Annotated in this window: 13 protein-coding genes; 4 read left to right on the top strand and 9 right to left on the bottom strand. The window is 66.6% G+C overall.

From position 1 onward, the window contains the following. The first annotated feature begins 137 nt into the window (after nt 1-137). Entirely contained in the window at nt 138-1,145 is a 1,008-nt protein-coding gene (locus FBT96_RS15775) for an ABC transporter permease (RefSeq protein WP_136908285.1), read from the top strand. Continuing rightward, on the top strand, nt 1,138-2,046 hold the full coding sequence (locus FBT96_RS15780; RefSeq protein WP_136908287.1) for an ABC transporter permease: 909 nt from the start codon (nt 1,138-1,140) through the stop codon (nt 2,044-2,046). Before FBT96_RS15775 ends, FBT96_RS15780 begins: the two co-directional genes overlap by 8 nt. Nucleotides 2,047-2,266: 220 nt before the next feature. Here the strand turns inward: FBT96_RS15780 and FBT96_RS15785 are convergent, their stop codons facing one another. Genes FBT96_RS15785 through FBT96_RS15800 form a run of 4 tightly spaced genes read right to left on the bottom strand, consistent with a single transcriptional unit; the run spans nt 2,267 to nt 5,234 of the window. After that, nucleotides 2,267-3,826, bottom strand: a complete 1,560-nt coding sequence (locus tag FBT96_RS15785) for a cryptochrome/photolyase family protein (RefSeq protein WP_136908289.1) — start codon at nt 3,824-3,826, stop codon at nt 2,267-2,269. Beyond that, nucleotides 3,823-3,963: a DUF2256 domain-containing protein gene (locus FBT96_RS15790; protein ID WP_136908291.1), complete on the bottom strand. Its 141-nt coding sequence runs from the start codon at nt 3,961-3,963 to the stop codon at nt 3,823-3,825. The genes FBT96_RS15785 and FBT96_RS15790 overlap by 4 nt, the downstream gene beginning before the upstream one ends. Continuing rightward, nucleotides 3,964-4,515 carry a glutathione peroxidase gene (locus FBT96_RS15795; protein ID WP_136908293.1) on the bottom strand — a complete coding sequence of 184 codons (552 nt, stop codon included), beginning with the start codon at nt 4,513-4,515 and terminating at the stop codon, nt 3,964-3,966. Continuing rightward, nucleotides 4,512-5,234 carry a hypothetical protein gene (locus FBT96_RS15800; protein WP_136908295.1) on the bottom strand — a complete coding sequence of 241 codons (723 nt, stop codon included), beginning with the start codon at nt 5,232-5,234 and terminating at the stop codon, nt 4,512-4,514. Before FBT96_RS15800 ends, FBT96_RS15795 begins: the two co-directional genes overlap by 4 nt. Nucleotides 5,235-5,398: 164 nt before the next feature. Here FBT96_RS15800 and FBT96_RS15805 point away from each other — a divergent pair, with 164 nt between their 5' ends. Next, nucleotides 5,399-5,944, top strand: a complete 546-nt coding sequence (locus FBT96_RS15805) for a sigma-70 family RNA polymerase sigma factor (protein ID WP_136908297.1) — start codon at nt 5,399-5,401, stop codon at nt 5,942-5,944. Beyond that, nucleotides 5,941-6,615: an anti-sigma factor gene (locus FBT96_RS15810; RefSeq protein ID WP_136908299.1), complete on the top strand. Its 675-nt coding sequence runs from the start codon at nt 5,941-5,943 to the stop codon at nt 6,613-6,615. Before FBT96_RS15805 ends, FBT96_RS15810 begins: the two co-directional genes overlap by 4 nt. Here FBT96_RS15810 and FBT96_RS15815 read toward each other — a convergent pair. From FBT96_RS15815 to pufL, 5 genes are all read right to left on the bottom strand, one after another. Next, entirely contained in the window at nt 6,612-7,256 is a 645-nt protein-coding gene (locus tag FBT96_RS15815; protein WP_169583517.1) for a hypothetical protein, read from the bottom strand. The two genes, FBT96_RS15810 and FBT96_RS15815, sit on opposite strands and share 4 nt — an antisense overlap. A gap of 85 nt (nt 7,257-7,341) precedes the next feature. After that, on the bottom strand, nt 7,342-9,267 hold the full coding sequence (dxs, locus tag FBT96_RS15820; protein WP_136908303.1) for a 1-deoxy-D-xylulose-5-phosphate synthase: 1,926 nt from the start codon (nt 9,265-9,267) through the stop codon (nt 7,342-7,344). 181 nt (nt 9,268-9,448) lie between these two features. Continuing rightward, on the bottom strand, nt 9,449-9,685 hold the full coding sequence (gene pufX / locus FBT96_RS15825) for an RC-LH1 core complex protein PufX (RefSeq protein WP_111395987.1): 237 nt from the start codon (nt 9,683-9,685) through the stop codon (nt 9,449-9,451). Nucleotides 9,686-9,697: 12 nt separating this feature from the next. Then, nucleotides 9,698-10,621, bottom strand: a complete 924-nt coding sequence (gene pufM, locus FBT96_RS15830; RefSeq protein WP_136908305.1) for a photosynthetic reaction center subunit M — start codon at nt 10,619-10,621, stop codon at nt 9,698-9,700. Continuing rightward, the gene (gene pufL / locus FBT96_RS15835) at nt 10,614-11,462 is read right to left on the bottom strand and encodes a photosynthetic reaction center subunit L (RefSeq protein WP_055209562.1); all 849 of its coding nucleotides are present in this window, start codon (nt 11,460-11,462) and stop codon (nt 10,614-10,616) included. The genes pufM and pufL overlap by 8 nt, the downstream gene beginning before the upstream one ends. Nucleotides 11,463-11,564: the final 102 nt, after the last annotated feature.

Genomic DNA, 11,564 nt, shown 5'->3' on the forward strand with positions numbered 1-11,564 from the left:
CCCCCCCCCCCGCCGCCCCGCCCCCCGCGCCCGGCGCGGGGCGGGGCGGGGGGCGCGCCCCCCCCCCCCCCCCCCCCCCCCCCCCCCCCCCCCCCCCGCCACCCCCCGAGAGACAAGAGAGACGAGCCGAGGCGCCGATGTTCCAGTATACGATGCGACGATTGCTGATTGCGATCCCGACGCTTCTGATCATTTCTCTGGTGATCTTCCTGCTTCTGGAGGCCGCCCCCGGCGACCCCCTGGGCGAGGTTCCCCTGACCGTGCCGCCCGAAGTGAAGGCGAAGATGCGGACCGCGCTCGGCCTCGATGCGTCGTGGTATGTGCGCTATTTCCTCTGGCTCAAGCAGATGTTCTGGATCGAGCCGATGCATCTGATCGATACGCTCTTCGGCACGCATCTGGCCGATGACATGCAGCGGGTGATCTCGTTCCAGTCGCGCCAGCCGGTGATGGACATCATCGCGCAACGCATGCCGCAGACGCTGATCGTCGTCGGCTCGGCCTATGTGATCGGCGTGCTGATCGCCGTGCCGATCGGGATCCTGTCGGCCTACCGGCAATATTCCTGGTTCGACAACCTCGGCACCTTCGTCTCGATGATCGGCTTTTCGGTGCCGACCTTCTTCACCGGCGTCGTGCTGATCGTGATCTTCGCGGTCAAGCTGCAATGGTTCCCGATGGTCTACGACACCACGTTGCAGGTCACCGACTGGGAAAGTTTCGCCAAGCAGCTCAAGCAGATGGTGATGCCGGTCACGGTGCTGTCGCTGTTCAACGCGGCGCAGATCTCGCGCTTCATGCGGTCTTCCATGCTCGACAACCTCGGGCAGGATTACGTCCGCACCGCCCGCGCCAAGGGCCTGACCGAGCGCGTCGTGGTGCTGATCCACGTGCTGCGCAACTCGCTGATCCCGGTCGTCACCGTGATCGCGCTGGGCGTGCCCTCGATCTTCGGCGGCGCGATCATCACCGAACAGGTGTTCAAGGTGAACGGGCTCGGCCAGCAGCTGATCCTGGCCATCCACGCCAACGACCTGCCGATGGTGATGACGCTGACCTTCATCTTCGCCGTGCTGATCGTGCTTTTCAACCTGATTGCCGATCTGCTTTACGGCATCCTCGACCCGCGGATCCGCTATGACTGACACCACCACCGCCAAAATCCGTCCGCCCCGCAATCAGTGGTGGGACGTCTGGGACCAGTTCAAGACCCACAAGGGTGCGCTGGTCGGCCTGACGATCTTCGTGCTCATCCTCGGCCTGATCCTGATCGGGCCGCTGGTCTGGCACATCGACCCGACCTATGTGGACTTCCGCGCCCGCAACAAGGGCTTCTCGTTCGCGCATCCCCTGGGCACCGACCAACTCGGCCGCGACCTGCTGGCGCGGATGATGGCGGGGGGCAAGGTCTCGATCTCGGTCGGGCTCACCGCGATGTCGCTCTCGATCTTCCTCGGCGCCACGATCGGCGTGCTTGCGGGCTATTTCAGGCGCCTTGACGGGCATCTGATGCGGCTCACCGACCTGTTTCTGGCGCTGCCGCTGCTGCCGCTGCTTTTGCTGATGGTGACGCTGTTCCGCGATCCGCTGTCGAAGGGCTTCGGCCCCGAGGGCGGGATTTTCCTGCTGATCGTCACCGCGATCGGGGCGACCTCCTGGATGCAGACGGCGCGGATCGTGCGCGGCGAGGTGCTGGCGCTGAAGGAACGCGAATTCGTGCTGGCGGCGCGCTCGATCGGCACGCCCTCGCATCGGCTCGTGCTGCGCCACATCCTGCCCAACGTGATGAGCCCGATCATGGTGTCGGCCACGCTCGGCATCGCCTCGGCGATCATCACGGAATCGGCGCTGTCGTTCCTGGGCCTCGGCTTCCCGCCGGACTTCCCGACCTGGGGACGGCTTCTGTTCGATGCCGTCGATCAGATCCAGCTTTACCCCTGGCGGGTGATCCTGCCCGGCATCGCGATCTCGCTGACGGTGCTGTCGGTCAACTACATCGGCGACGGTCTGCGCGACGCGCTCGACCCGCGCATCCGCGGCCGCTGATCCGGTTTCGGGCGGAGAAGGAAAGGCACCGCCTTTCCCCGCCCGCAGCGCAACGGTCGGACACGACCGCCAATCCCAAGCGCAACAGAGGCCAGCGCCCGGCCCGGGCGGCGCGAAAGCGCCCGCCATGGGGCGGGGCGGGCGCTGGCCGAGTGCCTGAAGCACTCGGCGTCGCCAAAATCACTGTCTCGCATGGCCGCGTCACCGGCCGCGGCCAAAACTACCACCCCAACGACAACTGCCCTGACGGCGCCTCGGGCGCCGACATCCGCGCGAAGAACGCCTCGGCCTCGGCGGTGATCGCCGCCCGCTCCCCCTCCCCCATCGCCGCAAGGGCCTTGTAAGGCAGCGCCATCCGGGGGTTCTTCCCGAACCGCGCCTGATGGGTGATCAGGAAATTCCAGTAAAGGTAATTCATCGGACAGGCTTTCCGCCCGGTCCGCGCCTTGGCGTCAAACCCGCAGCCGCGGCAGTAATCCGACATCCGCCCGATATAGGCTGCCGCCGCCGCATAGGGCTTTGACCCCAGCCGCCCGCCATCGGCATGGGCCACCATCCCGTGCACATTCGGCAGTTCGACCCATTCGAACGCATCGGCATAGACGGCCAGATACCAGGCCTCGATCTGGCCGGGTGCAATCCCCGCCAGAAGCGCGAAATTGCCGGTCACCATCAGGCGCTGGATGTGATGGGCATAGGCATTGTCCCGCGTGCCCCGGATCACCTCGGCCAGACAGCGCATGGCAGTTTCGCCGGTCCAGAAGAAGGCGGGCAGCGGGCGCGTCGCGTTCAGGGCATTCGTTTCCGCATAGCCCGGCATCTCGGTCCAATAGAGCCCGCGGACGAATTCGCGCCAGCCGATCACCTGCCGGATGAAGCCCTCGACCGCGTTCAGCGGCGCCCTGCCCGCGTGATATTCCGCCTCGGCCGCCGCCGCGACCTCGGGCGCCGTCAGCAGGCCGATGTTCAGCGCGGGCGCGATCAGGGCATGATAGAGGAAATCCTCGCCCGTCTGCATCGCATCCTGCCAGTCGCCAAAAGACGGCAGACCGACGCGCAGGAAATCGTCGAGCGCAGCCAACGCCTCGGCCCGCGTCACCGGCCAGCCGAAGCGATCGAGCCGGCCGAAGTGATCCGGGAACCGGGCCTCGACGAGGGCCGCCACCTCCTCCGTCATCGCATCCGGGGCGAAGCGTTTGCGCTGCGGGCCTTGATGGCCGCGCGGCAGGGCCTTGCGGTTCTCGGCGTCGAAATTCCATTTGCCGCCAAGGGGTTTCGCCCCCTCCATCAACAAGCCGGTGCGCCGCCGCATCTCGCGGTAGAAATATTCCATCCGCCCGGTCTTGCCCGCCGCCGTCAGCCGCGCGAACTCCGCGGGCGGACACAGGAAACGGTCGTCCTCGCGGATCTCGACCGGCACACCGATCCCCTCGGCCCAGCCCCGCATCAGCTGCAGAACCCGCCATTCGCCCGGATGCGTCACCACCACCGCCTCGGGCCGGTGCCGCGCCACGGCCCGGGCCAGTTCCCCGGTGAAATCCTGCGCATTACCCGGATCCTCCAGCCGGACGTAATCGACCGCGATCCCCTCGGCCCGCAACTCTTCGGCGAAATGCCGCATCGCCGACAGGATCAGCACAAGTTTCTGCTTGTGATGGCGCACGTAAGTCGCCTCGGCCGCGACCTCGACCATCAAGACCACATCGCGCGCCGGATCGATCCCGTCGAGCGACGAGATCCCCCGCGTCAGCTGATCGCCCAGGATAAAAACCAGCCTCATCGCGCGCGGCGACAACGGTCGGAACAGAACTTGACGTTCTCCCAGTCCCGCGCCCATTTTTTGCGCCAGGCGAACGGGCGGCCGCATCCGGCGCAGATCTTTTGCGCCAGATCGGCCTTGCGGACCCTCTTCGCCACTTACGCCCCCGGCAGAAGCGGTTCGAAGGCGGCGCGGATCGCGCTGCTTTCGGGCTTCGTCATCGAGCCCCAGGTGGCGACCACCCGGCCCTCGCCATCCAAGAGCACCTTGTTGAAATTCCAGCGCGGCACGAAGCCCTGCGTCTCCTTCAGCCATTTGAAGAACGGATGCGCGCCCTCGCCCAGAACCGGGGTGATGTCGGTCATCGGCACCGTCAGCCCATAGGTCATCGTGCAGAATTCCGACACGTCCTTGCCGCTGCCCAGCTCCTGCTTGAAATCGTCCGAGGGCACGGCGAGCACGATCAGCCCCTTCGGCCCCCAGATCTTGTGCAAGGCCTGCAGCCCCTCGAGCTGCGGGGTGAAGCCGCACAGCGACGCCGTGTTCACGACCAGCACCGGATGGCCGCGATAGGCCGCGGTGTCGATCACCCCGCCCTCGATCGAGGGGAAGGTGAAGGTCGGCGCCTCGACCTCGGCCGCGCGCGCCACGGGGGCGGCAAAGGCCCCGAAGCCGCTCAGGACCGCGGCCGCCATCAGCTTGAGTTTCATTGCAGTTTCCTCCTGCGCAAAAGAAGCGTCGCCGCGACAAGCAAAAGCCCGACCAAGGCGAGCGAGAGCACCGGCCAGTCCCCCGCCCGGGCATTCGACACGATCACCCCAAAGAGCGCCCAGCCCGCGCCAAAGGCGTAGCTTGGCACCTCGGGGCGGCGCCAGACCACGACCAGCGCCGTCAAGATGACCCCCGTCAGCGACAGATAGGCCGCCTGCTGGCCCGTCAACACCCCCTGCCCGCCCAGCGTGATGGCGATGGCGACGCCGCAGGCCGCCGTCACCCAGCCCGCATAAAGCCCGACCGGCCCCGCCGCCCAAAGCCCGGCCCCGCCTCGGCCCCTTGGCGCGCGCAAAAACGCGGCAATCGCGGTCGCCGCCATGAAGATCAGCATCACCGTCGCCAGCACCGGCTGCAGGTTCGCCACGGTGATCCAGAAACTGCCGACCGCCAGCGACAGGATCAGCGCCGGGCGCATCTCTTGCCAGCCCTCGTCGCGCCAGGCCCGGACCAGCCCGTAAGCCGCCCCGGCGATCAGCCAAAGATAGATCGCCCCCCAGATCGAGAACGCCCAGCCGATCGGTTGCACCGGCCAGCGCTCGGCGACGACCGGGAATTGCGACGGCGTGAAGCCGCGAAAGCCGTCGGTCAGGAACGGCGATCCGGCAAAGGTCAGCGTCCCGATCAGCACCAGCGGGGCAAGCAACCTGCGGTCCATCCATGTCCTCCGTTTTCACCATCCTGCGCGTCCGAAGCGACAAGCGCAACCGGGGCGGTTGTCATCGCGGCCGGGCTCGTGTCATTCTTCTTTTGACAAGACGCGGCCGGCGGGCAAAAGGTTGCGTCCGAAACGACGAAAGCGGCGAAAGGCGACCGGATCAGATGGCGGATGCAGGACAGGATCTGGGCGAATTGCTGGCGCGGGTGGCGCTGGCCGACCGTGCCGCGCTGACGCAGCTTTATTCCGTGCAGGGCGCGAAACTTTTTGGCATCTGCCTGCGTCTCCTCAAGGACCGCCGTGACGCGGAGGATGCCTTGCAGGATGTCTTCGTGAAAATCTGGATGAATGCCGACCGTTATGTGCCCGAGGTGGCAAGCCCCGCCGCCTGGCTGAATTCGGTCACGCGCAATCTGTGCATCGACCGGCTGCGGCGACGCAAGGGCGGCGATGTGGGCGTCGAGGTGCTGGAAGACCTGCCCGCCGAGGCCCCCGGCCCCGAGGCGGTGGCGATCCGCGCCTCGGAGGGGCGGCGGATCGACGACTGCATGACCCGGCTTGATCGCACCCGCGCCGAGGCGGTGCGGCGCGCCTATGTCGAGGGCGAAAGCTATCTGGAGCTGGCCGAACGTTTTGCCGTGCCGCTGAACACGATGCGGTCGTGGCTGCGCAGGTCGCTGATCTCGCTGCGGGAGTGTCTGGAAGGATGAACGGGTTGCGGCAGGACGATATCGCGCTGGCGGGCGAATATGTGCTGGGCACCCTGCCCGGGGCCGAGCGGCAGGCGGCGGTGCGGCGGATCGCGACCGATCCCGATTTCGCGCGCGAAGTGGCGCGTTGGGAAAGCCGGTTCGATCCGCTGGCCGCCGAGGTGACGCCCGTCGCCCCCCCGGCGCGGGTCTGGGGCGCGGTCGAGACGCGGGTTTTCGGGCCGCCCGCGCGGACGGGCTTTGGCCTGTGGCGCTGGCTGGCCGGGGCCTCGGGGCTGTCGGTGGCGTTTCTGGCCGCCCTGCTGACGCTTGGGCAACCGATCCTGCCCGCGCGCGGCCCGCTGCTGGTGTCGGACATGGTCTCCAGCGATGGCACGGTGCGGCTGGCGGCGCTTTATGACAGCGAAACCGGCGAGATGCGGGTCTCGATGGGGGGGAATGCGCCCGCGCCGGGGCATGATTTCGAATTGTGGGTGATCGCGGGCGAAGCGACGCCGATTTCGCTCGGCGTGATGCCGCGGCGCGGCCAGGCGGCGATGCCGATCCCCGAGGCGATCCGGCCGATGCTGGCCGATGCGACTTTGGCGATCACCGAAGAACCGCTGGGCGGATCGCCCGCGGGCATCGCCACCGGCCCCCTGGTCGCCAAGGCGGCGCTGCGGCGGATCTAGCCTTCTGCGCCCGGGCCGAAGCCGCCCGTCATCGGGCTGCCGGACATGCGGCGCTGCCGCAGCCGCGTCACCACCGTGTCGATCTGCGCCGCGCACCCGGGGCAGACGGCGTAATCGACCGCCTGCGGGTGGCGCGTCCCCAGATCCTCGGCAAAGGTCCAGCCGTGCCCCGGCAGCTTCACCGCGCCGCAAAAAGAACATTTCTGCGCCGCGGCCCGTTCATCGGCCTGCCAGCGCGGCAGCGCCTGCGCGAAGCTGCGGGCATCGCGCAGATCATGCACCATCAGCACGCGATCGTCCTTCATCGGCTGGATCGTCAGCTGCACGCGGCGCAAAAGCGTCGGGCTGTCGCAGCGATAGTCGATGCGCAGGGGGGCGCCGACCTCGCGCACCGCGGCGATCATCCGGGCCAGCGCCGCGCGGGTGGTCTCGCCCGCGACATGGCGGGCAAGCGGTGTCGCCAGCATCAGATTGGACCGCGCCGCGGCCCCGCCATTCGCCAGCGCGAACTCGTCCCAGTCGCCACCGATCCACAGAATCCGGCTTTCCGGGTCAAGCACGTAGTAAACTTGTTGGAATTTCAAGAGCTTCGTCCGACTGCGCGCCCCGCCCGACCGCGAGACCCTGCCCGACTGTGTCATGGTCACCTTGTCGCAGGCAAGCCAAATGCACGGACGCGGCGAATTAATGCCTTGTCCGTGCATCTTTGCAGTGTCGCGCGCGGTCTTACGCGCTGTGCACGATCCGCACCGATTTCGACGGCCGCGCCGCCGCCAGCGCGGTGTCGCGGATGTCATGCGCCGTCAGCCCGGCCCAGGCATACATTTCCTCGGGCGAGCCGTGGTCGATGTAGCAGTCGGGCAGCGTCATCGTGCGGATGGCGCGGCCCTTTTCCAGCTGGCCGGTGCGCGCCAGGTAATGCAGCACCATCGCGCCGAAACCGCCCATCGCGCCCTGTTCCAGCGTGATCAGCGCCGCGTGGCCCTCGATCAGCCGGTCGATCAGATCGGTGTCGAGCGGACGGCAGAACCGGGCATCGGCGACGGTGGTCGAAACCCCCTCGGCTTCCAGCATCTCGGCCGCTTTCAGCGCCTGCGCCAGATGCGCGCCAAAGGACAGGATCGCGACCTCGGTGCCTTCTTTCAGCACCCGGCCCTTGCCGATTTCCAGCACTTCACCGCGTTCGGGCATCTCGACGCCCCGGCCCTCGCCGCGCGGATAGCGCAGCGCGATCGGGCCCGCGTCATGCGCCGCCGCCGTCACGACCATGTGGCAAAGCTCGGCCTCGTCCGCCGCCGCCATCACGGTGAAATTCGGCAGGTTCGCCAGCATCGAGACGTCGAAGGCCCCGGCATGGGTCGCGCCATCTTGCCCCACCAGCCCGGCGCGGTCGATCATCAGCCGCACCGGCAGGTTCTGCAGCGCGACATCATGCACGAGCTGGTCATAGCCGCGCTGCACGAAGCTGGAATAAAGCGCCAGGAAGGGTTTCAGCCCCGAGGCCGCCATGCCCGCGGCAAAGGTCACCGCATGCTGTTCCGCGATGCCGACGTCGAAGACCCGGCGCGGAAAGCGTTTTTGCATGATGTCGAGGCCGGTGCCGGTGGGCATCGCCGCCGTCACCGCGACGATCGCCTGATCGCGCGCGGCTTCCTCGGTCAGACGTTCGCCGAAGACGGCGGTGTAGTTCGGCGCATTCGGGATCGATTTCTTCTGCTTGCCGGTCTCGATGTCGAATTTCGACACGCCATGCAGCTTGTCCTCGGCCCCCTCGGCGGGGGCATAGCCCTTGCCCTTGGTGGTGCAGACATGGATCAAGACCGGACCCGAGGCGCGGGCGCGGGTGACGCGCAGGGTTTCCACCAGTTCCGCCATGTCATGGCCGTTGACCGGGCCGATATAGTCGAAGCCGAGTTCTTCAAACAGCGTCGCGCCGCCGGGCATCGCCGTCACCATCTGCCGGGCGCGGCGCGCGCCATCGCGCACCGGGCCGGGCAGATGCATCTCGATCCCCTCGGCCGCGGCCTTCAGCGCCGCAAAGGGCGCCTGGCGGGCGATGGTGTTCAGATAATGCTGCAGCGCCCCCACCGGCGGCGCGATCGACATGTCATTGTCGTTCAAAATCACGAACATCCGCGATTTCAGATGGCCCGCGTGGTTGAGCGCCTCATAGGCCATGCCCGCGGTGATCGAGCCGTCGCCGATGATGGCAATGGTGTCGCCGACCGGCTGGCCCAGCTCCCGACCGACGGCAAAGCCGAGCGCGGCCGAGATCGAGGTCGAGGAATGGCCCGCGCCAAAGGCGTCATGCGGGCTCTCAGATCGTTTCGGGAAGCCCGAGATCCCCCCCGCCTGGCGCAGCGTCAGCATGCGCGACCGGCGGCCGGTCAGGATCTTGTGCGGATAGCATTGGTGACCCACGTCCCAGATCAGCTTGTCGCCGGGCGAATTGAAGACCGCATGCAGCGCGACCGTCAGCTCGACGACGCCAAGCGAGGAACCAAGATGCCCCCCGGTCTGGCTGACCACTTCGACGATCTCGTGCCGGACTTCGGAGGCGAGCGCCGTCAGATCGGCAATGCTCATCGCCTTGAGATCGGCAGGACCGGTCACGCGGTCAAGATGGGGGGTGCGGGATGGCGTGGCGCTCATGGTTGCGTCCTCCGATGAGCTGTCTGGTCCAAAAGGGTGCCGCGGGGGTCGGACCTGCGGCACCAGGTGCCTGTCATCAACAGGGAAGGGATCGGGGCTGTGGGGCCCCGGAGTTTCCGGGCCTTGGCCCGGAACGGAATACCCCGGCCGCGCGACACGGGCGCGGCCGGGGAAAGCGGTCTCAGACGACTTCGGTCGCGTGTTGAACGACGACTTCGGTCGTGTAGGGCGAGGGCGCCTGGTGGGCACGCTCGGGAAGCATCAGGCCGAGGCCGTAGGAACCCAGCACCAGACCCAGACCGAACAGGAACGGGATCGAGCCAAGGAAGGCACCATAGGCCATCTGACGACCGATCCAGATCCCCATCGCGAACTTCGAGCCGTTTTCGTAGTCGAAGGGTTTGTCGAACATGGACATGGTCTCTTCTCCTTACGGGGTCACGGGGGCGTAGCCGTGGACTTGCGCCCAGACATACCAGTTGTCGACAACGGTGCCCGAGAGCAGGATGCCGATACCGCCGGTCAGCGTCACCATCACGGCCATCCAGATCGCCCAGCGGTGGATGCCTTCCATGGTGGCGTTGAAGCCCATCGTCCAGCGCCAGAACAGGGCGGCGCGTTCCGAGGCGGTGCCGCGGTCAGCGATCTGTTCCAGCTCGCGTTCGCCGCCGAAACGGGTCACCGCAAGGATCGTCGCGCCGTGCATGGCGAACAGGAGCGCCGAGCCGTAGAGGGCAGCGATCGAGAGGCCGTGGAACGGGTTGTAGAACAGGTTGCCGTGGTCAAGCGAGAACTGGTTCGTCCAGTCGAGGTGCGAGAAGATGCCATAGGGCGGAGCGACGCTCCAGGAACCCATCAGGATCGGGCGCCAGAAGCCGAGAACCGACCACAGCCAGATCGCCGAGAGGAAAGCCCAGGCCATGTGCTTGCCCATGCCGAGCTGGTCGGCGCGGGTGTAGACACGGACCCACCAGGCAATGACCGAAATCGCCATGAACAGCGACGCGATCTGCCAGACACCCCCTTGTTTCAGCGGAGCGATCGCAAGACCGTATTCGGCCGGCGGCGGCTCCAGGCTGAAGAAGAACAGATCCCGCATGAAGATGAAGGGATCGAACCCGGCCTGATACCAGTACCACACACCGATGGTGAAGAACCAGGCCGCGCCGAAGGCCAGCGAGACGGTGCCGGCGATGCCGAGATAGATCGGCCCGATCTGGGCGTTCCCCATCCAGCCGAGGATGTTGAACATCCCCGCAGGCGTGCGTTCGAAGGTGTCGACGTCTTCCTTGAGGCCCATTTCGGGCGCACCGGCGACCTGAACCTGGTTAAAGAAGTTCTGATACTCAGCCATTGATGCCTCCTGCCATGTCGACCCAGAACGGCATGTTCACCCACCAGTACCACCAGTCACTCCACAGATCGAAGTAGATGGTGCCGGAGACGAGCATGCACATGGCCGACCAGAACACCGCGTTCAGCGCAAGCAGCAGGCCGAGGCGGTGGATGCCGAGCGTGCCGACCGAATAGCCCATGAGGTCACGGAAGTAGGTGTCCTCGTGGTCCGGCGTCCGCATCGTCTTGCCTTTGACCGGGTTGGCGGCCGAAAGGACCAGAGCCCCGTGCATCGCCAGCGCCCAGGCGGTGGTGAAGAACAGGCTGATGCCCAGCATGTGGAACGGGTTGTAGTGGAAGTTGCCGTAGGTGTAGCCGGTGTTCGACACCCAGTCGAGGTGCGTCCAGATACCATACGGGAAGGCGTAGCCCCACGACCCCATCATCATCGGACGGATCACGACGAGGACCAGATAGGCAAAGATCGCCATCGAGAAGGCCACCGGAATGTGGAAGCCGATCCCGAGCTTGCGGCAGATTTCGACTTCACGCAGAGCCCAGCTGCAGAAGGCGCCCGTCGCGCAGACGGTGATGACCTGCCAAAGACCGCCCTTGTCGAGCGCGGCCACGTTCAGACCATTTTCCACCGGCGGCGGAAAGATGGAGATCAATTGGGGGTTCCACGTGCCCTGCATCGCGGCTCCCCAAAGGATAAGCAAAAAGCCGAGCGTGGCGAAGAAGATGGTGGTGACCCCGAAGAACCCGACATAGAAGGGTCCGACCCAGAAGTCGAAAAGGCTCCCGCCAATCAAGGTGCCGCCCGGCACACGGTATTTTCGTTCGAAGCTGAGCAAAGCCATGCCCGTGTCTCCGCTGTTGCGGGACGGTCCTTGGCCCGGCAAAAGGCCTCAGATCGTGCCGATGGGTTGCGTCTTGCGGTATGGTCGCGGGGGGGGGGGGGC

Source organism: Rhodobacter capsulatus, assembly GCF_005144475.1.
In the GTDB taxonomy this organism is placed as follows: Bacteria; Pseudomonadota; Alphaproteobacteria; order Rhodobacterales; family Rhodobacteraceae; genus Rhodobacter; species Rhodobacter capsulatus_C.

Excerpts from the sequence above, each read along its gene's own strand:
- FBT96_RS15775 (WP_136908285.1), top strand. The coding sequence starts at position 138 with ATGTTCCAGTATACGATGCGACGATTGCTGATTGCGATCCCGACGCTT.
- FBT96_RS15780 (WP_136908287.1), top strand. The coding sequence starts at position 1,138 with ATGACTGACACCACCACCGCCAAAATCCGTCCGCCCCGCAATCAGTGG.
- FBT96_RS15785 (WP_136908289.1), bottom strand. The coding sequence starts at position 3,826 with ATGAGGCTGGTTTTTATCCTGGGCGATCAGCTGACGCGGGGGATCTCG.
- FBT96_RS15795 (WP_136908293.1), bottom strand. The coding sequence starts at position 4,515 with ATGAAACTCAAGCTGATGGCGGCCGCGGTCCTGAGCGGCTTCGGGGCC.
- FBT96_RS15800 (WP_136908295.1), bottom strand. The coding sequence starts at position 5,234 with ATGGACCGCAGGTTGCTTGCCCCGCTGGTGCTGATCGGGACGCTGACC.
- FBT96_RS15805 (WP_136908297.1), top strand. The coding sequence starts at position 5,399 with ATGGCGGATGCAGGACAGGATCTGGGCGAATTGCTGGCGCGGGTGGCG.
- FBT96_RS15810 (WP_136908299.1), top strand. The coding sequence starts at position 5,941 with ATGAACGGGTTGCGGCAGGACGATATCGCGCTGGCGGGCGAATATGTG.
- FBT96_RS15815 (WP_169583517.1), bottom strand. The coding sequence starts at position 7,256 with ATGACACAGTCGGGCAGGGTCTCGCGGTCGGGCGGGGCGCGCAGTCGG.
- dxs (WP_136908303.1), bottom strand. The coding sequence starts at position 9,267 with ATGAGCGCCACGCCATCCCGCACCCCCCATCTTGACCGCGTGACCGGT.
- pufX (WP_111395987.1), bottom strand. The coding sequence starts at position 9,685 with ATGTCCATGTTCGACAAACCCTTCGACTACGAAAACGGCTCGAAGTTC.
- pufM (WP_136908305.1), bottom strand. The coding sequence starts at position 10,621 with ATGGCTGAGTATCAGAACTTCTTTAACCAGGTTCAGGTCGCCGGTGCG.
- pufL (WP_055209562.1), bottom strand. The coding sequence starts at position 11,462 with ATGGCTTTGCTCAGCTTCGAACGAAAATACCGTGTGCCGGGCGGCACC.